Origin of the sequence: Christiangramia sp. OXR-203 (assembly GCF_034372165.1) — a bacterium.
GTDB lineage: Bacteria > Bacteroidota > Bacteroidia > Flavobacteriales > Flavobacteriaceae > Christiangramia.
Genome location: NZ_CP139698.1, coordinates 3,199,685 through 3,221,794, shown reverse-complemented (window position 1 = coordinate 3,221,794; position 22,110 = coordinate 3,199,685). Strand labels below are relative to the sequence as shown.

At 39.2% G+C, this 22,110-nt stretch carries 21 protein-coding genes; 16 read left to right on the top strand and 5 right to left on the bottom strand.

The genetic code is table 11. The features are described 5' to 3' along the window. The first annotated feature begins 56 nt into the window (after window positions 1-56). The 4 genes from T8I65_RS14905 (at window position 57) to T8I65_RS14895 (ending at window position 5,368) form a co-directional block, all read left to right on the top strand. Complete coding sequence (locus T8I65_RS14905) at window positions 57-3,035, top strand: SusC/RagA family TonB-linked outer membrane protein (protein WP_322301338.1); 2,979 nt, start codon at window positions 57-59, stop codon at window positions 3,033-3,035. Window positions 3,036-3,589: 554 nt separating this feature from the next. Beyond that, window positions 3,590-4,003 (top strand): pyocin activator PrtN family protein, encoded by a 414-nt coding sequence (locus T8I65_RS15780; protein ID WP_416173221.1) that lies wholly within the window; start codon window positions 3,590-3,592, stop codon window positions 4,001-4,003. After that, complete coding sequence (locus T8I65_RS15775; RefSeq protein ID WP_416173220.1) at window positions 3,925-4,371, top strand: RagB/SusD family nutrient uptake outer membrane protein; 447 nt, start codon at window positions 3,925-3,927, stop codon at window positions 4,369-4,371. Before T8I65_RS15780 ends, T8I65_RS15775 begins: the two co-directional genes overlap by 79 nt. A gap of 100 nt (window positions 4,372-4,471) precedes the next feature. Further along, window positions 4,472-5,368 carry a DMT family transporter gene (locus T8I65_RS14895; protein ID WP_322301336.1) on the top strand — a complete coding sequence of 299 codons (897 nt, stop codon included), beginning with the start codon at window positions 4,472-4,474 and terminating at the stop codon, window positions 5,366-5,368. A gap of 45 nt (window positions 5,369-5,413) precedes the next feature. Here T8I65_RS14895 and T8I65_RS14890 read toward each other — a convergent pair whose 3' ends face one another. Both T8I65_RS14890 and T8I65_RS14885 read right to left on the bottom strand, forming a co-directional pair. Beyond that, window positions 5,414-7,480, bottom strand: coding sequence for a pitrilysin family protein (locus T8I65_RS14890; protein WP_322301335.1), 2,067 nt, complete (start codon window positions 7,478-7,480; stop codon window positions 5,414-5,416). Window positions 7,481-7,500: 20 nt separating this feature from the next. After that, window positions 7,501-8,823, bottom strand: coding sequence for a pitrilysin family protein (locus T8I65_RS14885; RefSeq protein WP_322301334.1), 1,323 nt, complete (start codon window positions 8,821-8,823; stop codon window positions 7,501-7,503). Window positions 8,824-8,989: 166 nt separating this feature from the next. On the opposite strand from T8I65_RS14885, the gene T8I65_RS14880 reads away from it, so the two are divergent. The 4 genes from T8I65_RS14880 (at window position 8,990) to T8I65_RS14865 (ending at window position 10,744) form a co-directional block, all read left to right on the top strand. Further along, complete coding sequence (locus tag T8I65_RS14880) at window positions 8,990-9,454, top strand: DUF4199 domain-containing protein (protein ID WP_141878997.1); 465 nt, start codon at window positions 8,990-8,992, stop codon at window positions 9,452-9,454. A 116-nt stretch (window positions 9,455-9,570) separates the two neighbouring features. Continuing rightward, window positions 9,571-10,062 carry a 50S ribosomal protein L21 gene (rplU, locus tag T8I65_RS14875; protein ID WP_322301333.1) on the top strand — a complete coding sequence of 164 codons (492 nt, stop codon included), beginning with the start codon at window positions 9,571-9,573 and terminating at the stop codon, window positions 10,060-10,062. A gap of 25 nt (window positions 10,063-10,087) precedes the next feature. Beyond that, a complete protein-coding gene (rpmA, locus tag T8I65_RS14870) occupies window positions 10,088-10,348 on the top strand; it encodes a 50S ribosomal protein L27 (RefSeq protein ID WP_141878995.1) in 261 nt (86 codons plus the stop codon). A 102-nt stretch (window positions 10,349-10,450) separates the two neighbouring features. Continuing rightward, window positions 10,451-10,744 carry a TIGR03643 family protein gene (locus T8I65_RS14865; protein ID WP_322301332.1) on the top strand — a complete coding sequence of 98 codons (294 nt, stop codon included), beginning with the start codon at window positions 10,451-10,453 and terminating at the stop codon, window positions 10,742-10,744. Between the two features lie 67 nt (window positions 10,745-10,811). Here the strand turns inward: T8I65_RS14865 and T8I65_RS14860 are convergent, their stop codons facing one another. Continuing rightward, the gene (locus T8I65_RS14860) at window positions 10,812-12,038 is read right to left on the bottom strand and encodes a hypothetical protein (RefSeq protein ID WP_322301331.1); all 1,227 of its coding nucleotides are present in this window, start codon (window positions 12,036-12,038) and stop codon (window positions 10,812-10,814) included. Window positions 12,039-12,182: 144 nt separating this feature from the next. Between T8I65_RS14860 and miaB the strand changes: the two genes are divergently transcribed. The 7 genes from miaB (at window position 12,183) to groL (ending at window position 18,839) form a co-directional block, all read left to right on the top strand. Next, window positions 12,183-13,628, top strand: coding sequence for a tRNA (N6-isopentenyl adenosine(37)-C2)-methylthiotransferase MiaB (miaB, locus tag T8I65_RS14855; protein WP_322301330.1), 1,446 nt, complete (start codon window positions 12,183-12,185; stop codon window positions 13,626-13,628). A gap of 61 nt (window positions 13,629-13,689) precedes the next feature. Continuing rightward, window positions 13,690-14,955, top strand: coding sequence for a sigma-54 dependent transcriptional regulator (locus T8I65_RS14850; protein WP_322301329.1), 1,266 nt, complete (start codon window positions 13,690-13,692; stop codon window positions 14,953-14,955). A gap of 3 nt (window positions 14,956-14,958) precedes the next feature. Further along, complete coding sequence (locus tag T8I65_RS14845) at window positions 14,959-15,465, top strand: LptE family protein (protein WP_322301328.1); 507 nt, start codon at window positions 14,959-14,961, stop codon at window positions 15,463-15,465. Beyond that, window positions 15,465-16,340 carry a hypothetical protein gene (locus T8I65_RS14840; protein ID WP_322301327.1) on the top strand — a complete coding sequence of 292 codons (876 nt, stop codon included), beginning with the start codon at window positions 15,465-15,467 and terminating at the stop codon, window positions 16,338-16,340. The genes T8I65_RS14845 and T8I65_RS14840 overlap by 1 nt, the downstream gene beginning before the upstream one ends. A 2-nt stretch (window positions 16,341-16,342) precedes the next feature. Next, window positions 16,343-16,675, top strand: a complete 333-nt coding sequence (gene secG / locus T8I65_RS14835) for a preprotein translocase subunit SecG (protein WP_141878986.1) — start codon at window positions 16,343-16,345, stop codon at window positions 16,673-16,675. A gap of 150 nt (window positions 16,676-16,825) precedes the next feature. Continuing rightward, window positions 16,826-17,101 carry a co-chaperone GroES gene (locus tag T8I65_RS14830; protein ID WP_026913982.1) on the top strand — a complete coding sequence of 92 codons (276 nt, stop codon included), beginning with the start codon at window positions 16,826-16,828 and terminating at the stop codon, window positions 17,099-17,101. Window positions 17,102-17,201: 100 nt separating this feature from the next. Beyond that, on the top strand, window positions 17,202-18,839 hold the full coding sequence (gene groL / locus T8I65_RS14825) for a chaperonin GroEL (protein WP_141878984.1): 1,638 nt from the start codon (window positions 17,202-17,204) through the stop codon (window positions 18,837-18,839). A gap of 50 nt (window positions 18,840-18,889) precedes the next feature. Here the strand turns inward: groL and T8I65_RS14820 are convergent, their stop codons facing one another. Next, window positions 18,890-19,366: an SRPBCC domain-containing protein gene (locus T8I65_RS14820; RefSeq protein WP_322301326.1), complete on the bottom strand. Its 477-nt coding sequence runs from the start codon at window positions 19,364-19,366 to the stop codon at window positions 18,890-18,892. A gap of 73 nt (window positions 19,367-19,439) precedes the next feature. On the opposite strand from T8I65_RS14820, the gene T8I65_RS14815 reads away from it, so the two are divergent. After that, window positions 19,440-20,921 (top strand): SLC13 family permease, encoded by a 1,482-nt coding sequence (locus T8I65_RS14815; protein WP_322301325.1) that lies wholly within the window; start codon window positions 19,440-19,442, stop codon window positions 20,919-20,921. Here the strand turns inward: T8I65_RS14815 and T8I65_RS14810 are convergent. Beyond that, a complete protein-coding gene (locus T8I65_RS14810) occupies window positions 20,918-21,958 on the bottom strand; it encodes an AraC family transcriptional regulator (RefSeq protein ID WP_322301324.1) in 1,041 nt (346 codons plus the stop codon). The genes T8I65_RS14815 and T8I65_RS14810 overlap by 4 nt on opposite strands. Window positions 21,959-22,110 lie beyond the last annotated feature (152 nt).

Below are 22,110 nucleotides of genomic sequence, written 5' to 3'. Positions count from 1 at the left end.
TAATAATATAGTTAAAAATAGCCTATATTGTTAATGTAACTATAAATACATTAATTATGAGGCAATTTTATTTGGTATCTCTCAGATTAATTCTCTTTCTGCTTACCCCAACAATTATGTGTGCACAGGAAGTGCTGGAGGGTAAGACAATTAATGAAGCCACTGGTGAGGTGGTACCTTTCGTTAATGTGATCGAGAAAGGAACCACTAACGGGACCACGAGTGATTTTGATGGTAACTATAGTCTTAGTGTAGAATCTCTGCCTACTACTTTAGTCTTTTCTTACCTGGGCTTTGAGACACAGGAAATCAGGGTGACCTCAAATTCACCTATGACTGTTCAGTTTGTTGAATCTTCAGCTACTCTTGATGAAGTGGTGGTTACAGGTTTGGCTACTTCTGTAAAACGCGCTAATGCGGCAAACGCTGTGTCATCCCTTTCTGCAAGCGAAATATCAGGTAGAACGCCTCCTCCCACACTTGATGGTGCACTGTATGGTAAATTCGCGGGAGCAACGGTAAGTGCAAATTCCGGAGCGCCTGGTGGTGGTCTGTCGGTGAAACTTCGAGGTGCAACCTCAATTCAGGGTAATACGCAACCCCTTTACATTATTGATGGTGTTTATATAGATAATAGTTCGATTGCAGCCGGGCTTAATGTAGTATCTGCAGCAGCGGCAGGTGGTAGTGCATCCAACCAGGATAACCCATCCAACAGGATTGCAGATATTAACCCTGAAGATATTGCTAATATCGAAATACTTAAAGGTGCATCTGCCGCAGCCATCTATGGTTCCAGGGCAGCTGCCGGGGTAGTTATCATCACTACTAAAAAAGGTAAGGCAGGAGAAACTATTTTCAATTTCTCTCAGGCTACCGGATGGACAGAAGTAAATAATCTTTTAGGTCTTCGTGACTATAACGAGCAGCGTGTGCGTGATAGCTTTGGCGATGATGCAGCGGCAAGTTTTCTGGAAGCTCAACAGGAAGGAAGGCTCGTGGATTATGAAAAAGAAATATTTGGAGAAAAAGGACTTATAAGTATCACGAACTTCAGTATGAGCGGAGGTAGTGAAAAAACTCGTTTTTATACCGGGATTACTCATAATGACGAGGAAGGTATAGTTAAGGGAACAGGTTATAAGAAAACGTCCCTGAGATTGAATCTTGATCACAGACCAACCGACTTTATTAAGCTTGGACTGAGTTCCAGTTACGCACATTCATCTGCGAACAGGGGATTCTTCAATAATGACAATTCAGGAACTACGATTGGGGTGACACTTACCGGAACTACGCCGTGGCTTGAACTTTTCCCCAATGAGGATGGGGTTTATCCAGATAATCCTGCCGGGGCTTCCAATCCTTTACAAACCAGAGATCAGGTTCGAAATAATGAAACCGTGAACAGGTTCATTGTAGGTGGAACCGCTAATATTGATATTTATAAAGCTGAAAGTTCTAACCTTGAATTGATCCTTCGTGGAGGTCTGGATTTCTACGGACTCAAAACCAGAGCAATATTTCCTAAATCCTTACAATTTCAAAAACCATCAAATGGTGGATTGAATGGGGTTGCGGTTCAGGGTGATACTCAAAATAAGAACTATAACCTTTCAGCTTTTCTGGTGCATAATTATTTTACCGGAAACGATCTCAACTTCCGTACTCAGGCTGGGGTGACCAGAGAAAATTTCGACAGGAATACTCAATTAATTTCTGCCACCGGCCTTGTTGCTTCTGAAACCAATGTAGATCAGGCAGCGAACACTGGTGTTAACCAAACGAGATTGCTTCAGGAAGATTCTGGTTTCTTTGTTCAGGAGGAAGTGAATTTTCAGGATAAGGTAATTGCAACTGTAGGTCTTAGAGGTGATAAATCTTCTAATAATGGTGATGCGAACGAATTGTATTATTATCCAAAAGCATCTGTAGCGGTAAATCTTAACGAATTCGGATTCTGGAATGAAAACAGTCCGTGGAGTCAGTTTAAATTAAGAGCAGCATACGGAGAGGCTGGTAATTTCCCACCATTTGGAGCACTTTTCACTTCCTATAATACCTTTTCCACAGATGGGTTACTTGGAATTAGTTTAATTGGAGTTCGTGGAGATCGTAATCTTGAATCTGAAAGACAGAAAGAACTTGAATTTGGTACAGACGTAAGCTTCTTTAACAACAGACTTAATTTCTCTGCTACCTATTATATCAAAACCATTGAAAATCTAATTCTTCAGGCAGCTTTGGAGCCTTCTTCAGGATTTACCAGTGAATTCGTGAATGCCGGAGAGTTAAGAAACCGTGGTATAGAATTAACGCTTGATGCGGTTCCTGTTGCTACGGAAGATTTTACCTGGAATCTGGGAGTAAATTTCTACAAGAATACTTCAGAAATTACCAGGCTTGATGTAGATCCTTTTAATATTGGAGCTTTTGGAGCAACCTTAGGAACCTTCAGAATAGAAGAAGGATCAAGCGCTACACAAATCGTTGGGATTGGACCAAACCCTGGAGAGAACGGATTTCAGAAGTTCGGAGATGCCGAACCAGATTTTCAAATGGGTTTCAACTCTCAATTGATTTATAAAAACTTCGACCTCTCCTTTGTTTGGCAATGGAAAAATGGTGGTGAAAATGTGAATCTTACGACCTTATTGACCGACCTTAATGGAACCAGTCACGATTATGATACCGTAGATTTGGATCCAGACGGTCAGGTTGGAAACGGACCTTACCGGGTGAGTCAGTTAGGATCATCTGCTGAGGTTTTTGTAGAAGATGCCTCTTATTTGAGAATGCGTGAGCTTGGTTTATACTATAATATTCCTGCGGAAGTTTATGACGATTTCCTGAATGGCACTATAGATAATATCAAACTTGGATTCTCGGGTACTAACCTAATCAACATTTTTGATTATAACAGTTATGATCCTGAAGTGTCCAACTTTGGAGCAAACGGAATTTTTACCGGGGTTGATGTAACTCCGTTCCCTTCTTCAAAGAGATTTCTTTTTCACTTAGCAGTTAATTTTTAATACGTAGATGATGAAAAATACATTAACTAAAATATTCATACTCTTCTTTTTGATTAGCGGTTTTCAAGCTTGCGATGTAGAAGAGTTTTCAGATCTTAATAATCCGGAGGTAGACGCTTTCCGTGATAATCTAACCAGAGGAGATCTTCAGGATCTGGTTGGCGGTGTGCTTTACAGTATGCGCGTGAGACTTGGTACTTACTATGATGATCTTGGTGTAATAGGCCGTGAATACTGGAGATTTTCCAGTTCAGATCCTCGGTTTACTGCAGATCTTCTTGGAAAAGAGAACGCGGTACTGGATAATAATACCTTTTATATTACCAATCCATGGGCAGCCAGGTACAGAACAGTCAAAAATGTGAATTTGATCCTTGAATTTATTGAAGGTCAGGACGTTTCAGCTCAATTTTCAGACTCAGAGATTAACGCCACCAAAGGTTTTTTAAAGACGGTAAAAGCCTATGAATTACTGCTGAATTTGAATCTAACCTATCAAAATGGAATTAGAATTGATGTAGCAGATGAAAATAATCTGGGACCATTCTTAGGTTATGATGCAGCGCTTACTGCAATTAGAGCTTTACTTGATGAGGCGGCTGGAGATCTCCAGAATGGCGGGGATTCCTATCCATTTACGCTCACATCTGGATTTTCAGGCTTCAGTACTCCTCAATCTTTCCTGGAAGCAAACAAAGCAATTGCAGCGAGGGTGGCGGCATACCAGGAAGATTTTCCTGCAGTACTGGATTACTTGGAAGATAGTTTTCTCACTTTGGATGCTTCCATGCTTGATGAGGGTATTTACTACAACTTTAGTGCAGATCAAACAGATATCCTTAATCCATTATTCTTTCCTGTCGAAGCGACTACTGCAGGAGCAAGGATCGTGCAGCCAGATTTCGTTACCGATGCTGAGGATGGAGATGAGCGGCTTAGTAAAGTTGCCCAGCGAAGTGAACCTTTAACCTTCGATTTTCTAACAGGAGATTATGCGGTTTTCAGATATACTTCCAATATTGATGCGATTCCAATCATAAGAAATGAGGAACTAATACTTCTTTATGCGGAAGCGAATATTTATCAAAATCCTTCTGAAGCTGTAGAAGCTTTGAATCTAATAAGGGATTCAGCAGGACTGGATGATTATGATGGTGATACTTCTGAAGCTTCTCTTATTGATGAGATGCTTATGCAAAGAAGATATTCGTTGTTTGCTGAAGGTCATCGCTGGCTGGATGTACGCAGGTATGATCGTCTGGATGAATTACCTACCGATAGGGAAGGGGATGATGTATTTGAGCAATTTCCGATTCCGCTTACAGAAAACCAGTAATATTGCTTATTTTAGATATAGACCATCCCGCACTGCGGGATGGTTTTTTTGTGTTTTCATAAGATTTAAAAATTATCTTCGCCGGACTAAAATTTCAGGTTTGAAAAACAGCAAGTGGATCTATCTTATAATCCTTTCTATTGTTTGGGGTAGTTCCTTTATTCTTATTAAAAAAGCCCTTGTAGGATTGAGTCCTTTGCAGGTTGGGTCTTTCAGAATCATATTTGCAGCACTGTTTTTAATATTTGTAGGTTTCCGAAGTTTGATGAAACTGAATGGGAAACAATGGAAATGGATCGTAATTTCAGGATTTCTCGGTTCATTCTTTCCGGTATATTTCTTCGCCTTTGCTGAAACCGAAATCGATAGTGCCATCGCTTCCATACTGAATGCGACCACTCCCTTATTGACTTTGATCGTAGGAGCTGCTTTCTTTCGGGCTGTAGTTACACAGAATAAGATCACCGGCGTGATTATTGGCCTGCTAGGAACCTTCGGACTCATCCTTAGCGGGGCGAGTATCAATCCAGATCAGAATTACTTTTATAGTCTGCTGGTGATTATGGCAACGGCATGTTACGCTGTAAACGTAAATATTCTCAAGACTAAGATGAGTGATATAAGTCCGCTTGGAATTACCGCAGGGAACTTTTTTGTGCTCTTATTTCCAGCACTTTTGATCCTGTATTTTTCAGGATTTTTTGAACAGGAGCCTATTACTACTATAGTTGAATTATCGCTCGTTTACGTAGGAATACTGGGCGTCATTGGAACCGGGGTGGCAATGATCATTTTCAATAAATTGATACAGATCTCAGATCCTGTATTTACTACATCGGTTACTTATACCATTCCGGTAGTTGCTGTTGGATGGGGAATGTTGGATGGAGAGGTCTTTAGTTTCTGGCAGTTAGTTTCAGCAATGGTGATACTGCTGGGTGTATTCATTGTGAATCGCTCAAGAAATATTATCAGAAGAAGAAATAGCAACATATAAAAAAAGCCCCGTTTCCGGGGCTTTCATATTCTTCAGAAGAAATAATTATTCTACAGAGAAATCTGCATCTTCTACTCCTTCGTTCACCATAATTTCTGAAACTTTAAATTCAAAAGATTGTGGTCCCATACTTTGTGAGATAGTGAAAGGGAATTTTACTCCTTTTACTTCCTGATAATCACTATACCCAGTCGGAATGCTCATTGTCTGACCTCCCTGGCTAACTGTCTTTACAGACTGTACTTTTAGTCCGCTGTCTACAGCATAGTAATTTTTTGTAGTATCATCTGCACTTACTACGTAAGCATCTTTACCGTCTACCTGCTCGATCCCTTCGATCTTCGCATCACCAACAGTAAGCTCAGGAAATGCATTTGCATCTGTCTTGGCAACTTTGATCTGGTCTTCGTTGTATGGCATTTTCTGTCCCATCTGCATTACGAAACCTTTCTCACCATTGAATACCTGCTTGCTTACAACCTGACCACCCATAGTTACTTCCTGGCTTAATTTTCCAGCAGCAGTTCTAGTCATGTCAAGTCCAAGTTCTCTACCCTGAACATTTGCACTGGCGATCATTTTTACAGTTTCGATGCCTTCAACTGCCTCACGACCACCAATAGCATCAATATACTTGTTGTATACCTTCTCAACGCTCATATTAGCATCGACTTGCTTTTGCTCTGGCTTTTCAGTCTTCTCCCCAAATCTATTATAGTAATTGATCGGGTAAGTTTTGCCATTATAGGTCATCTTCTCAAGATTCTCCAATACATCTGCACCTTTACCTGCGATCACGATTCTTGAATTATCTGCAAGGAAATACTTCTTTGCAACACGTTGAACGTCTTCTTTAGTAACCTTGTCGATTCTCTCTAGATACTCTTCGTAGAAATCATCATTTAGATCTTCGGTTTCTATTTCCATGGCGAAATTCGCGATAGTTGAAGGTTGCTCTAATGAAAGAACGAAATCTCCAGTGATCTTAGCCTTGGCATTCGCCAGTTCCTGATCTGTCACCATTTCGTTTCTCATTTTGTAAACCTCGTCCAGGAATGCTACTACAGAGCTATCTGTAACTTCATTTCTTACACTTGCACTGGCTACAAAAGTTGAAGCATATTTATCATTCCCGGTGCTTGAGTAAGCTCCATAAGTATAACCTTTGTCCTCACGAAGGTTAAGGAATAATCTTGCTTCACCACCTCCACCAAGAATCTTGTTAGCTACAAGAACCGGGAAGTAATCATCATCCTTTTTCTTAAGATTGATGGTATTTACAAGAGCGATTTCAGACTGTACAGCGTTTGGCATATCAATAAAGTTGATCTCTGTTTGCTCTACATTGGAAACTGCAGGCATTTTAGCTTCTGGAGTCGCTTTGCCTGTCCATGAAGAAAAGTTCTTTTTTACAAGATCTTTTACTTCATCTTCATCTACGTCTCCAACAACTACCAGGTAGGCATTTTTTGGAGAGAACCATGTTTTGTAGTAAGATTTCACATCCTCCAGGGTTACTGCATTTACAGTTTCTTCCGTAGAGAATTCACCGTAAGGGTGATCTTTACCATAAGCTAAGGCAGAGCGAACTCTACGTGCGTTGTAAGAAACATCCTTTTCGCTGCTTTTAAGTCCGTCGATAGTTCTTGCTTTAGACTTGTCGAACTCTTCCTGGGTAAATTCTGCGTTGATCATTCCGTCTGCCATTAAAGCAAGCACATCAGGAAAGTATTTGGATAGTGTATTTGCATTAGCTCCACCAGCGTAAAAATTTAGACGTGCACCAAGGAAATCAACTTTCTCATTGAATTCATCTTTAGACATGTTCTTGGTTCCGGTTCCAATCAGGTCACCGGTAATTCCGGAAACACCCGCTTTGGCACCTTCAGCATGAGGAGCATTGTCAAATCTAAGAGACATGGCAACTCGTGGTAATTTATTATTTTCCACGATCATTACCTGCATTCCATTATCAAGCTTGAAGGTTTCAGGTTCGTCCACATTTACTTTTGGGGCAGGACCCGGTTCGGGCATCTGACTGCGGTCGATCTGAGCTGAAACTCCAACTGTTAGCGTTGCAAACGCTGCTAGAGTTAGTATATTTTTTCTCATTGTTTTCAATTTTTTAATTATTATTCCGGCTGTTCGCTGGCTGGTAAATACTCAAGCACTACTCTTTGGTTAGGCTTTAAGTATTCTGAAGCAACTCTTTTGATGTCTTCTCTGGTGATATTTCTGTAAATATCGATTTGATCGTTGATAAGATCAGTATCTCCATAAAGAAGGTAGTTTCTTGCAAGAGAGTTTGCAATACCTGCAATACTGGAATTTGAGTTGACAAAGTTGTTCTCTGCTTTGTTCTGTAGCTTCTGAAAATCTTTTTCAGTAATAAGCTCACTTCTCAATTTAGCGATCTCTTCCTCAATCTCTGTGTTTAAAGTCTCAAGTTCTGTTTCTCCCTGCGGAATACTGAAGATAAGGTACATCCCGTAATCTTCCTGCTCCAGGTTGAAGGCTCCAACCTGAAGTGCCTGCTTCTGCTCATCTACCAGTTTCTTGTAAAGTTTCGAGCTGTTACCATCACTAAGGTAGTCAGAGATCATGTTTAGTACATAAGAATCCTTTTCAGTAAAAGCCGGAGTTCTGTATCCAATTACTGAAGCCGGGATCTGGATGTTTGAGTCATAAGACTTCGCATTGATCTGCTCTGTAATGGGTTCTTCTTTCGGGAAATTTCTGGTTACTTCATCTCCTGAAGGAATTGGACCAAAGTAATCCTGGATCATTTTCTTGGTCTCATCTATCTTAATATCACCAGCAACTACCAATACAGCATTGTTAGGCACGTAATATTTATCGAAGTAAGCTTTGAATTCATCTAAGGTAGCCGCATCAAGATCTTCCATATAGCCAATGTTCGGATCCTTGTAAGGATGATTTTCGAACATATTCTCCTGCATAGCTGGTAATAAGTTACCATAAGGAGAATTATCCATACGTAGTCTTCTTTCCTCTTTTACCACTTCATTCTGAGTATCCACCCCTTTCTGACCTATAATTGGGTGTAGCATTCTTTCAGATTCCATCCATAATCCTAATTCAAGGTTGTTTGAAGGGAATACTTCGTAGTAATAAGTTCTGTCCTGGCTGGTATTAGCATTGTTGCTACCACCATTTGAGCTAACGATTTCGAACCACTTTCCATTTGGAATGTTCTCGGTTCCTTCAAATAAAAGGTGCTCAAAAAAGTGAGCCATCCCGGTTCTTCCGTCTTCACGGTCTTTTCCACCCACATGGTACATAACAGATGTGGTCACAACAGGAGCAGAGTTATCCTTATGCAGGATCACGTGCAGCCCATTGTCTAAATCATACTCAGTGAATTCTACTTCCTGAGCAAATCCTACGATTCCAATCAGGAAAAAGCAGAATAACAGTCCTAGTTTGTTAATCATTTTTTAAGGTTTTTTTCAATTGCCATTATTAGTTTGTACAGCTCTGAAAATGTTACATTAAAATCAGCTTATTATCGAGATTATGTGAAATGTGTTAAAATTAACAAGCTATTAAGGCAATAAACGCTGTAATTTTAGGAAATTTACGTCTAAAACCAACTTTGCTATGGGTAAATTCAGTATTCCTATTAAATACGGTGTCGCTGTTGCCGCCGGTCTTATTGCTTATTTTCTAATTCTCTCATTATTCGATGCTCACAATCAGCCAATTTATAGCTTATTCAATGGGGTGATCATGGCTTACGGGATGTTTGAGGCTGTTAAGCATTATAGACTTCATAAAGGAAATAAATTTAAATATCAAAAAGGCTTTATGGCCAGTTTGCTAACGGGCTTTAATGCAACTATTATATTCACGATCTTCTTCGGAGTTTATTCTACGGAAATTAATCCCGGTTTTTTAGATGATCTAATTACGGTTTGGATTACAGATTACAACACCAGTATTGGTGTGGTGTTATTTGTTGTAGCTGTAATGGGATTTGCTACGAGTTTGGTTCTAACCCTGGCATACATGCAATTGTTCAAAGATTCATGGAATACGAAGGAAGCGAAGAAGCACACGCTATAATCAATTCTGAAATAGACAAAAACCTTTGTCAATTAATTAATTAGAATTATATTTGCACCCGCTTGCGTGAAAACGGAAGTGATTTTATTAAGTATTTATATAACTAATTATACGCTATGTACGCAATTGTAGAGATAGCAGGGCAGCAATTTAAAGTTGCAAAAGACCAGAGAGTTTATGTTAATCGCCTAGCAGGTAAAGAAGGAGACAGTATCTCTTTCGATAAGGTACTTCTTACTGCAGATGGAGATAGCATTACTGTTGGCGCCCCGGCTATAGAAGGAGCTTTGGTTGGAGCAAAGATCAACCGTCACCTTAAAGGAGACAAAGTAATCGTTTTCAAGAAGAAAAGACGTAAGGGTTACAGAACCAAAAATGGTCACAGACAGGCACTTACTGAAATTCTTATCGAAGGTATCGATCTTAAAGGTGGATCAAAATCCACTTCAGCTAAGAAAGAAGAGCCTAAGAAGGAAACTAAAAAAGAAGAATCTTCAAACGATCTAAGTCAGAATACAGTTGCAGAACTGAGAGAAATGGCTAAAGAAAAAGGCGTTGAAGGATATTCTTCAATGAAAAAAGCAGAATTAATTGCTGCATTAAGCTAGTTTAAACTACTAAAAACGAAATAAGATGGCACATAAAAAAGGAGTTGGTAGTTCCAAGAACGGTAGAGAATCAGAATCGAAACGTTTAGGCGTGAAGATCTTTGGTGGACAAGCTGCTGTTGCGGGAAATATTATCGTAAGACAAAGAGGTACTGCTCACCGTCCAGGTGATAACGTATACGCTGGAAAAGATCATACTTTACATGCTAAAGTTGACGGACTAGTGAAATTCACTAAGAAGAAAGATGATAAATCTTATGTTTCTATCGAGCCATTTCAGGCATAGTTAGATTCAAATTATATAAGAACCCTCTTCAGAAATGTAGAGGGTTTTTTATTTCCTGCAAATAAATTGTTTAACTTTGAAGTGTAAACAATAAACATAATTATGATCGCAGAAGAATATGAATTAGACGAGAGGCAGATAGATCGAATAATCGCCATGGCCTGGGAGGACAGAACTACCTTCGAAGCTATCGAATTTCAATTTGGTTTAAAAGAGGTGGAGGTTATCAGGTTCATGCGTGAGCAAATGCATCCAAGAAACTGGAGAAAATGGAGAGCGAGGGTTCAGGGTAGAAAGACAAAACATGAGAAGCTAAGAAGTGATGATGTAAGCAGATTCAAAAGTAAAGCTCAGCGTCAAATTACTGGTAATAGAATTAGCAAGAAGAAATATTAAAATACAGGAAACAAAAAATCCCCGGGGCAGCGGGGATTTTTCAAAAAACCAAACAAAAAAAGGGTCATCAATTCAAAGAGAATGTACTAATTAAATTAACCTCGTTACCCTTATAGGAATATTGGGATAGTGTATTATCCCCGATCATTAGCAGCTTCTCATCAAGAGGAATGACATCATAGGTGTTAATGTTTGTAAATTGATCTACAAGACTAAGATCGGGGGTGTTTTTAGTATCAAATATTTTCAGCCCTTCATCACCGTCGCAAACAAAAAGCCAGTCATCCTTTACGCCTAAGCCAAAGGGATTATTCATTTCGTAGGAATTTACAATTCTTGGATTGTTCTTGTCTGAAACATCCACAACATCCAATTGATTAAAATTTTGTCCGCAATTGTTCCCACCACGAATCGTCACGTATGCGTAGTTATCTTTTACAACCACAGGATCACAGCCCAATACATGTTGAAGGAAAGAAACCTGCTGGGGAGACTGCGGATTCTTCAGGTCATAGATATACATTCCAGTAGCACTACCCAGATATAGATGATCCTGATAATAGAAAATTGTTTCTATGTTCCATCCTGCATATTCGCTGCTTAGCTCAACTGGATTAGAGGGATTACTAATATCCACTACAGAGAGTTCGCTTTCTTCAGCTATATATAATAATTCGTCATTGATTGTGAACCTGGCCATACTTCCACCAGTACCAGATCCACCTCCATCTGCTTCAGAAAAGAATGGCTCGTTGACCAGATCGCCTCTAGCATACTCTATTTTCCTGGATTCAGTTATATAGCCTATAATAACTTCAGTAGTATGATCAAAATTTTCAAAGTCGACGAAACTTACCTGTCCTGGTGGATTGCGATAGTAATTAGGAAAAATATCTTTGACTCTGCCAGCCTCCTTAATAGCATTCATGTCCCTAAGATCGAAAACGACCAGGTCCATCCCATTATTTGCGTATAGCATATTATTTCTAATGGCCACATCTGTATTTCGTGGGATCTTTAAAAACTGAACTTTTACGGGATTGAATGGGTCGGTATTGTTGATGATGTGAACACCTTCGTTTTTGTCGTTGATGAATATATAATTCTGCCAGGCGTAGATCTTTCCCGATTCCTTGATTTCCCGGGGAGCCTGAATTTCTACGGAAGCACGAAAATCAGCGATGGACTGAGTTACGGGAACTGCAACTGTAGTGAACTCATCATCACTATCCTCCTCACAAGAGGTGAAGAGGAAAAGTGGTGATAGTAGTAACACAAAAATTAAATTTTTCATGTGTAATTGTGGTTAGGTATCTGTTAGATGCTATACTTTCGAAAAGGTTGCGTAAGATTTAAGAAAATTTTTTCTGTCACTTTGTCAGAACCCTGTTTAGTTCTATCTTTGCGATTCTAAAAACCCGGAGGTTAGTATAGATTTATGGAGAAGACAATAGACGAAAAAAAGCAAGGGAACTCTTTAGTCATGGAGCCTAAAGCTGAAAATACCCGGAAACTTTTTATTGAAAGTTTTGGATGCGCAATGAACTTCAGTGATTCAGAAATAGTTGCTTCCATTCTTAGTAAAGAGGGTTTTAATACTACGCAAAAGTTAGAAGAGGCAGATCTTGTTCTGGTAAATACCTGCTCGATTCGTGATAAAGCGGAGCAAACTGTTAGAAAAAGACTTGAAAAATATAATGCTGTTAAAAGAATAAACCCGGGAATGAAAGTGGGAGTGCTCGGTTGTATGGCAGAGCGTCTTAAAAGTAAATTCCTGGAAGAAGAGAAGATCGTGGATATGGTTGTGGGGCCAGATGCTTATAAAGATCTTCCAAACCTTGTGAGTGAAATAGAAGAAGGAAGAAGTGCCATGAACGTACTTCTAAGCAAGGAGGAGACTTACGGAGATATTTCTCCGGTACGCCTGCAAAGTAATGGCGTTTCAGCATTTGTATCCATTACCCGAGGTTGTGATAATATGTGTACTTTTTGCGTGGTTCCGTTTACCCGCGGTCGTGAACGCAGTCGTGATCCTCAAAGTATTTTAGAAGAGGTGAACGATCTGGCAAATAAAGGTTTTAAAGAGATCACCTTATTAGGTCAGAATGTAGATAGTTATCTATGGTACGGTGGCGGACTAAAAAAAGACTTTAAAAATGCTACTGAAATTCAGAAGGCGACGGCGACAGATTTCTCTCAGCTTCTGAAACTTGTTGCAGAAGCACATCCTAAAATGAGAATAAGATTCTCAACTTCCAATCCACAGGACATGACGCTTGATGTAATCAAAATGGTGGCTAAATATCCTAATATCTGTAACTATATACATTTGCCGGTTCAATCTGGAAGTAACCGAATTTTAAAAGCGATGAACAGGTTGCACACCCGCGAAGAATATTTTGAGCTTATTCGAAATATCAGGGAGATGATTCCTAACTGCGGGATTTCTCAGGATATGATCACCGGCTTTCCAACAGAAACTGAAGAGGATCACCAGGATACCTTGTCCTTAATGGAGAAAGTTGTTTACGATTTCGGTTATATGTATGCCTATTCTGAAAGACCCGGAACTATGGCTGAGAGAAAGCTGGCAGATGATGTGCCTCATGAGGTGAAGAAAAGACGCCTACAGGAAATCGTTGATCTTCAGCAGAAGCATAGTAAACAACGAACAAAACGTTTCTTAGGTGAAATCACCGAAGTCCTGATCGAAAGAGAATCAAAAAAATCTGATAAACACTGGAGTGGTAGAAATTCACAAAATACCGTTGTGGTTTTTGATAAGGAAGATTATAAGATAGGTGATTTTGTAAACGTAAAAATAAATGACTGCACCAGTGCTACTCTCATAGGAGAACCAGTAGGATATAGTGATAATAATTAACAAGAATAATGACGTTCTTCTCACTTGTACTGAAGAATGTCTAATAATACTGAAGTTTTAAATGGAATCAGTTCAGGCAATTAAACAGCGATTTGGAATTATTGGAGATGATCCAAAGCTTAATCGTGCAGTAGAAAAGGCAATTCAGGTTGCGCCCACAGATATTTCAGTACTTGTTACCGGTGAAAGTGGAGTTGGTAAGGAAAGTATTCCGAAGATCATACACGCGCTTTCTCATCGTAAACATGGGAAGTACATCGCAGTGAACTGTGGAGCAATTCCTGAAGGAACTATCGATAGTGAATTGTTCGGACACGAAAAAGGTGCTTTTACCGGTGCTACTCAAACCAGAAGTGGTTATTTCGAGGTAGCCGATGGTGGGACCATATTTCTTGATGAGGTAGGGGAGTTACCGTTGCCAACGCAGGTAAGACTGCTTCGTGTGCTTGAGAATGGTGAATTTATAAAAGTAGGTTCTTCAAAAGTTCAGAAAACCGATGTTCGTATCGTAGCTGCTACGAATATTAATATGTTCGAAAACATCAAAAAGGATAAATTCCGGGAAGATCTTTATTACCGTTTGAGCACGGTGGAAATTGCATTGCCGCCATTAAGGGAAAGAAAAGGTGATATTCATCTGCTTTTCAGGAAATTTGCGTCAGATTTCGGATTAAAATATAAGATGCCTACGATAAAGCTTGATGATGAAGCAGTTGCTTTGTTGTTAAAATATCGTTGGGGAGGAAACATTCGGCAGTTACGAAATATTGCAGAGCAGGTTTCCGTTCTGGAACAGAAGAGAAATATTAGCGGCGATGAATTAAGACAATATCTTCCGGATATTGGCAGCAATTTACCAGCAGTAATTTCAGATAAAAAGAAAGAAGGAGATTTCAGCAATGAGAGAGAGATCCTTTATAAGGTCTTATTCGATATGAAAAGTGACCTGAACGATTTGAAGAAATTAACACTGAAGTTAATGCAGGAAGGAGATAGTCAACAGGTTCAGGATGAGAATGAAGGTCTTATTGAAAAGATCTACGGAAATAGCGGTGATGATATTGATGAAGCAGATATTGATGAAGATGAGTTGAACGTACTTCAAATTCCGCAACAAAATTCTTCATCACCAAGTCAGGAAGAAAAGGATAAGTATTATTTTGCTGAAGAGATCGAAGAGGAAGAAACACTTTCGCTTCAGGATAAAGAGTTGGAGCTTATCAAAAAGTCGCTGGAAAGACACAGTGGAAAGCGCAAGGCGGCGGCGGAAGAATTAGGAATAAGTGAACGAACTTTATATCGTAAGATCAAACAATACAATCTATAATAAATGACGAGAATTCTTAGCATTATTACGGTATTACTGGTTAGTTTGAGTTTATCTTCCTGTATGTCCTATTCGTTTACGGGAGCAGATACGGGAGATGCCGAAACATTTCAGGTAAATTTCTTCCAGAATAATGCAGATCTTGTGGAACCTGGTATAGACCGTTCATTCACGATCTCTTTGCAGGACCTTATTCAAAATCAAACAAGTTTAAGTCTTACCAATACCAATGGAGATTTGATCTTTGAAGGTGAAATTACGCAGTTCTACGTATCGCCAATGTCTGCCACTGCTGAGGATACCGCTGCTCAAAGTAGACTGACCATTGCAGTAAACGTTCGTTATTACAATACACTGGAACCAGAAAAGGATTTTGAAAAGCGTTTTTCTTTCTATTATGATTATCCGGCACAGCAACAATTGATAGGGGCAAACCTGGAGACCGCGCTGGATGAGATCTATACGAGAATTACGCAGGATATTTTTAACGCGGCGCTTACCGACTGGTAATGGAAAAGAAAGCACTCATTGACTTACTGAACTCTCCTGCGGAAATCACTAAAGAACAAACGCGGGAACTGGAAATTTTGCTGGAGAAAGCACCTTATTTTCAGGCGGCTCGCGCTATAAGACTGAAGGGACTGAAAGAACATCAGGAATTCAGTTACAATTCAGCATTAAAAAAAACCGCCGCATATACCACAGACCGTGATATTCTTTTTGATTTTATTACTTCTGAAGAATTTAATCAAAACACGATCGCCAGACAAATCAGGCAGCAGGAAGACCGACTGAAGGAAATGACGGTCTACGAACATGAAGAAGTTCATGGAAGGCGAAGTATAGATCTGGATGATGCGATCAAAATGAAGCAGTCTGAATCTGAACGTGTAATGGATCCTGCACTGTTCGAACGGGCGCAGTTGAAAGATAATTCTTCAGGGTCTGCGAATACCAGTGGAGCTTCCGAAGAAGATAACCTGGAAATTGGAAAACCTTTAGACTTTGACCAAAAGGAATCTCATTCATTTTCTGAATGGTTAAAATTAACCAAGGCAGAACCTGTAGAAAGAGAAAACGAGGAAGAAGAACCTGAAAACGAAGATCGCCAGAGAAAATTTGATCTTATTGAAGAGTTTATTGCTAAAAATCCTAAGATCAAACCGGTAAAATCTGTTTCCAAAAATAATCTTGCTGAAGATTCTATGACCAGCCAGGAGTCGCTGATGACAGAGACTTTAGCGCGCGTTTACCTTGAACAAAAGAACTATAAAAAAGCCATTCAGGCATATAAAATATTAATTTTGAAAAATCCCGAAAAAAGTGGTTTCTTTGCAGACCAAATTCGGGCAATAGAAAAATTACAAGACACTAATAACGATTAAGAATGAGCACATTCACTATATTTTTAGCTTTAATAATTATCGTAGCATTTTTGCTGGTAGTTGTGATCATGGTTCAAAACCCTAAGGGTGGAGGACTATCTTCTTCTTTTGGTGGCGGAGGTCAGCAAGTTGGAGGGGTTAAAAAAACTGGAGACTTTTTAGATAAAAGTACCTGGACACTTGCAACTTTATTGCTTGTTTTGATCCTGCTTTCTAACGTAGCTATTATGGACAAACCAGCCGAAGCTGGAACAAGGGTTTTCGAAAGTGACGAACCTGTAAATACTGAAATGCCTGCAGCTCAACCAGCAACTCAAACTGACAATGAGCAGTAGTTAAGATACTCAACAACATTTGAAAATGCCAGCTTATGACAAGCTGGCATTTTTTTTTGTCTTATGGCAGAGAATTAGAGCTGGCATAATTTTAGAAATATGTCTCCCGTATTTGAAAAATTAATTAACCTAATAATAAAAATTAATAAAATGGGACTAAACATTAAGCCACTTTCAGACAGGGTTGTAATTGAGCCTGTTGCTGCAGAAAACAAAACTGCTTCTGGTATTATTATTCCTGAAACAGCTAAAGAAAAACCTCAAAAAGGTAAAGTTGTAGCTGTTGGTGGAGGTACCAAAGATCATGAGATGACAGTTAAAGAAGGTGATACAGTTCTTTACGGTAAATATGCCGGAACAGAGCTAAAGCTGGAAGGAACAGATTACCTGATCATGCGGGAAGATGATATACTAGCGATAGTATAAGTTTCACTTCAATTTTCCAGCAGCCGCTGGAATTTATAATCGAAAAATTAATTAACCAATTATTCTGTAGTCTTACTATAGAAGATTAAAAATTATAAAGATGGCAAAAGATATAAAATTTGACATTCAGGCTCGTAATGGGATCAAACGTGGAGTTGATGCATTAGCGAACGCTGTAAAAGTAACTTTAGGACCTAAAGGTCGTAACGTAATTATTAGTAAATCTTTTGGGGCACCAACTGTAACTAAAGATGGTGTAACTGTAGCAAAAGAAATTGAACTTGAGGATCCTTTAGAAAATATGGGAGCTCAGATGGTGAAGGAAGTTGCTTCCAAAACCAATGATCTTGCTGGTGACGGTACTACTACCGCTACAGTTCTTGCTCAGGCTATCGTACAGGAAGGTTTGAAGAACGTTGCTGCTGGTGCAAATCCAATGGATCTGAAACGTGGTATCGATAAAGCTGTTGAATCTCTTACTGCAGATCTTGCTAAGCAAACTAAAGAAGTAGGTGACTCTTCAGAAAAAATCAAGCAGGTTGCATCTATTTCTGCGAACAATGACGATGTTATTGGTGATTTGATCGCTCAGGCATTCGGAAAAGTTGGTAAAGAAGGTGTGATCACTGTAGAAGAAGCTAAAGGAACAGAGACTTATGTTGATGTTGTGGAAGGAATGCAGTTCGATAGAGGATACTTATCTCCTTATTTCGTGACAAATTCTGAGAAAATGACGGCAGATCTTGAAGATCCATATATTCTTCTTTTTGACAAGAAGATCTCTTCAATGAAAGATCTACTTCCTGTATTAGAGCCAGTTGCTCAGTCTGGAAAGCCTTTATTGATTATTGCTGAAGATGTTGATGGTGAAGCTCTTGCTACACTGGTAGTTAATAAACTTCGTGGATCATTGAAGATCGCTGCAGTGAAAGCTCCAGGATTTGGTGACCGTAGAAAAGCAATGTTAGAAGATATCGCTATCCTTACTGGTGGTACTGTAATTTCTGAAGAAAGAGGATTCACTTTAGAAAATGCTACTATCGATATGTTAGGTACTGCTGAAAAAGTAGCGATAGACAAGGATAATACTACGATCGTAAACGGCGCTGGAAACAATGATGATATCCAGAGCAGAGTGAACCAGATCAAATCTCAGATCGAGTCTACTACTTCAGATTATGATAGAGAAAAGCTTCAGGAGCGTCTGGCTAAATTAGCTGGTGGTGTTGCCGTACTTTATGTAGGTGCAGCTTCAGAAGTTGAAATGAAAGAGAAGAAAGACAGAGTAGATGATGCACTTCACGCAACCAGAGCGGCTGTAGAAGAAGGTATCGTTGCTGGTGGTGGTGTTGCATTAGTTAGAGCTCAGGCTGTACTAAGCAAGATCAAGACTGAAAATGCTGATGAAGCAACTGGAGTACAGATCGTTTCTAAAGCTATCGAATCTCCATTGAGAACTATCGTGCAAAATGCTGGTGGTGAAGGTTCAGTAGTGATTAACAAAGTACTTGAAGGTAAGAATGACTTCGGTTATGATGCCAAAACAGATACTTACGTAGATATGCTGAAAGCTGGTATTATTGATCCTAAGAAAGTAACAAGAGTAGCATTGGAAAATGCAGCTTCAGTTGCTGGTATGATCCTTACAACCGAGTGTGCGCTTATCGATCTTCCAGAAGACAATGCTGGAGGTGGAATGCCACAAGGAATGGGCGGAGGTATGCCAGGAATGATGTAATCATCAACTCATATAATTAGAAAACCCGGCAATTTGCCGGGTTTTTTTATTTAGGATTTTTGATCATTTCGTAAGAATTCAAAAGCGCCTTCCCTTAGATTGATTCCATATTCAAGATAGGCTTTGAGACAGGCCAGAAAATTTGCCCAACCTTCCGAGTTTCTGCCGAGCCAGGCAATACCTTCATCGTCATTTTGCATTCCTTCTTCTACAATTGAAACCAATGTTTGATTTTTTTCAATTTCAGTAAGTTCAAAAGTTACCGTGGTAATATGATTTTCCGCACCTTCCCATGTTAGTACAATAATTTCGGGATATTCCACTTTGAGCACATCAACAGAAAACTCAACGAATTTGAATTCCGGGAATTTCCAGGTGGTCCGCTTACCAGCTTCGAGATCTGAACTTGCTTCAGAAATAAAAAATTTGTTCAATTTCTTCCTGTCTGTTATTGTCTGGAATACATCTTCCCTGCTTTTTGCGACCTGGATCTTTGTGCTAATTCTAAGCTTCTCTGGATTCTTCATAAACTGATTAATGGCTTTCTTATTTGAATTTCGCTAAAAGGAATTATTCTATATCTTCAGCTTTTTGAAATATATGAATTCCAGACTAAAATTAATAGCGCTCGTAGCCGGGCCACTTCTTTTTCTTATTCTGCAGCTGTTAGGTAGACCCGATTCTATGCCCGAAGCAGCATTTGATGTTCTATGTATAACTTTGTGGATGGCGATCTGGTGGGTCTCTGAAGCAATTCCCATTGCGGTAACTGCTCTATTGCCAATTATCCTATTTCCACTTACCGGAGCAGTGAGTATAGAAGATACAACTGCGGCATTTGGCCATAAATATGTCTTCCTTTATTTAGGTGGATTCATACTCGCGGTAGCTATCGAAAGATGGGATTTACATAGAAGGATCGCACTAAGTATCATTCAGTTGATAGGTGCAGATATTAAAATGATCATTTTGGGGTTTATGGTGGCTACGGCATTTCTTTCCATGTGGATCAGCAATACTGCTACATCTGTAATGATGCTGCCCATTGGAACTGCAATTATTAGCCAGTTAAAAGACAATCCATTAAGTGAGGAAAATGAAAATACGATTTTTGGAAAAGCGCTCATGTTAGCTATTGCTTACAGTGCTTCTATTGGCGGAATTGCAACATTAATTGGTACACCACCCAATCTGGTTTTTGCCGGGATCGTGGAAGAAATATATGGGATAGAAATTAGCTTTACCAAATGGATCATTCTGGGCTTACCTATTTCTATCATTTTGCTATTTATCTGTTGGAAGTACCTTACCAGTAAAGCTTTTAGTTTTACACAAAGTGAGTTTCCAGGAGGAAAGGCTGAGATCGACCGTCTCAAAGCCCAGTTAGGTAGTATGAGTATACAGGAGAAAAGAGTTTTAGCAGTTTTTGCCATTACCGCATTTTGCTGGATAACCAGGAGTTATATCATTCAGCCCTTTTTGCCATTTATAGACGACACTATTATTGCGATGATCGCGGCAGTAGCTCTGTTTCTAATTCCTGCAGGTAAAAGTGGTAGAAAACTGGTGACATGGGAAGAAGCGGTTAAAGTTCCTTGGGGAATTATTTTATTATTTGGAGGAGGAATGGCACTCGCAAAGGGTTTTGGGCAAAGCGGTCTTGCAATCTGGATAGGGGAGCAATTAACGAATCTAGAAAATTTACCATTATTGTTACTTGTGGTAGTATTGATCGCTGCTGTAAATTTTCTGACCGAGGTGACTTCTAACCTGGCGACAACTGCCATGCTTTTACCCATTCTAGCATCTATGGCTATAGCGCTGGAACTACATCCCTATTTCTTGATGGTTGGAGCTACTCTGTCTGCCTCCTGTGCATTTATGCTACCAGTTGCAACTCCCCCGAATGCCGTGGTTTTTGGGTCAGGTTATCTTAGGATTCCAGATATGATGAAAACAGGTATATGGATGAATATAGGCAGCATAGTATTGCTAAGCCTGATAGTCTATTTTCTACTACCGTATTTATGGAACTTTGATCCCGAGGTGATTCCGCAGAAATTTTTAGGAGATAGATCTTAGTTTTCTTCGAATTCTTCTTCTTTGATACTTGCCTTTGTTTGCAGGAAATACTTAGGACTCACTCCATACTTCTCTTTGAAGATTTTAGAGAAATAACTACGATTGTTGAGTCCGATGGAGGTTACAATTTCTGAGATGTTCTTTTCTGAAAGTTTCAGCATTTCTTTGGCAGCTTCTAACTTAATATGCTGCATATATTTATTTACCGTAAGATCGTAAACATACTTAAAGCCTTCCTGAAGTTTATTCACATTAGTTCCAGCCTCTTTCGCAAGGGTTTCTACGGAAAGATTTGTGCTAAGATCACCCTGTATTCTTTTAGCAACATAGTTCACTTTTTCAATATCAGATTTTCTTAAGATTTTTGGCAGGTTCTCGCCATTCTCGTCATCCTGGTACTGGTCTATCTGTATGGTAAGCATTTCAAATGCTTTGGCTTCCAGAAACAGGTTACGAAGAAATCCGGTAAAATCCTTAGTATTAATCTCATCCATTAAGTCTGCCGACTTAATACTATAATTCCCCTGGTAGAAAAATTGCTTTTTCGAAACTGCATCTTTAAATAGCTCCTTTAAGGTTGGATCAAGATCTTTAAAATCATAATTGGAACGATGTGCAAAGACAGATCTAATGATCTCCAGACTTGAAACATGAGTTTGGACATCTTTTTTGAAATATAATATATGTCCGTCATAACCACTGCTACTCACAACGATATTCTGGTACGTGTCAATACTATGTTCATCATCGCTATGTTGAAAGCAATGGCTAATACTCCCTTCAGAACAAAAAATAAATTTTAAAGGGTGTACGGTATTTAGAGAAAAATGAATTTCAACATCCTGCGAAAATTTACAATTGTAGGTAATATAGCCCATCCCGGAGTCAAAACTAATACCTCGAATAATTCCTTCACCGATGTCTGAGGGGATTTCAACTAGAAGTTCGCCGCTACGATTTTGTACATCTGCATCCAGCGATTGCGCTATATTTTGCACAATCTCATTAACTGGCAGCGTTTGAACATCAATTCTCATATTAATACAACTTATTTTTTCGCCTAATAAGATAAGCTTTTTACAAATAAAAATCTTAAAATTTTCGTTCGTAAAATTAATGCTTGTGTGAAAAAATTAAGAATTTGGAATAGAGAAACTGTCAATAGAGATAATGGTTATGCGAAAAACGT

Coding starts and splice junctions, on each gene's coding strand:
- T8I65_RS14810 (WP_322301324.1), bottom strand. CDS start 21,958: ATGAGAATTGATGTTCAAACGCTGCCAGTTAATGAGATTGTGCAAAAT.
- rpmA (WP_141878995.1), top strand. CDS start 10,088: ATGGCACATAAAAAAGGAGTTGGTAGTTCCAAGAACGGTAGAGAATCA.
- T8I65_RS14820 (WP_322301326.1), bottom strand. CDS start 19,366: ATGAAGAATCCAGAGAAGCTTAGAATTAGCACAAAGATCCAGGTCGCA.
- T8I65_RS14865 (WP_322301332.1), top strand. CDS start 10,451: ATGATCGCAGAAGAATATGAATTAGACGAGAGGCAGATAGATCGAATA.
- T8I65_RS15780 (WP_416173221.1), top strand. CDS start 3,590: ATGATGCAGCGCTTACTGCAATTAGAGCTTTACTTGATGAGGCGGCTG.
- T8I65_RS14905 (WP_322301338.1), top strand. CDS start 57: ATGAGGCAATTTTATTTGGTATCTCTCAGATTAATTCTCTTTCTGCTT.
- T8I65_RS14840 (WP_322301327.1), top strand. CDS start 15,465: ATGGAAAAGAAAGCACTCATTGACTTACTGAACTCTCCTGCGGAAATC.
- T8I65_RS14890 (WP_322301335.1), bottom strand. CDS start 7,480: ATGAGAAAAAATATACTAACTCTAGCAGCGTTTGCAACGCTAACAGTT.
- T8I65_RS14860 (WP_322301331.1), bottom strand. CDS start 12,038: ATGAAAAATTTAATTTTTGTGTTACTACTATCACCACTTTTCCTCTTC.
- T8I65_RS14885 (WP_322301334.1), bottom strand. CDS start 8,823: ATGATTAACAAACTAGGACTGTTATTCTGCTTTTTCCTGATTGGAATC.
- T8I65_RS14850 (WP_322301329.1), top strand. CDS start 13,690: ATGGAATCAGTTCAGGCAATTAAACAGCGATTTGGAATTATTGGAGAT.
- T8I65_RS14815 (WP_322301325.1), top strand. CDS start 19,440: ATGAATTCCAGACTAAAATTAATAGCGCTCGTAGCCGGGCCACTTCTT.
- groL (WP_141878984.1), top strand. CDS start 17,202: ATGGCAAAAGATATAAAATTTGACATTCAGGCTCGTAATGGGATCAAA.
- T8I65_RS14880 (WP_141878997.1), top strand. CDS start 8,990: ATGGGTAAATTCAGTATTCCTATTAAATACGGTGTCGCTGTTGCCGCC.
- miaB (WP_322301330.1), top strand. CDS start 12,183: ATGGAGAAGACAATAGACGAAAAAAAGCAAGGGAACTCTTTAGTCATG.
- secG (WP_141878986.1), top strand. CDS start 16,343: ATGAGCACATTCACTATATTTTTAGCTTTAATAATTATCGTAGCATTT.
- T8I65_RS14830 (WP_026913982.1), top strand. CDS start 16,826: ATGGGACTAAACATTAAGCCACTTTCAGACAGGGTTGTAATTGAGCCT.
- T8I65_RS14845 (WP_322301328.1), top strand. CDS start 14,959: ATGACGAGAATTCTTAGCATTATTACGGTATTACTGGTTAGTTTGAGT.
- rplU (WP_322301333.1), top strand. CDS start 9,571: ATGTACGCAATTGTAGAGATAGCAGGGCAGCAATTTAAAGTTGCAAAA.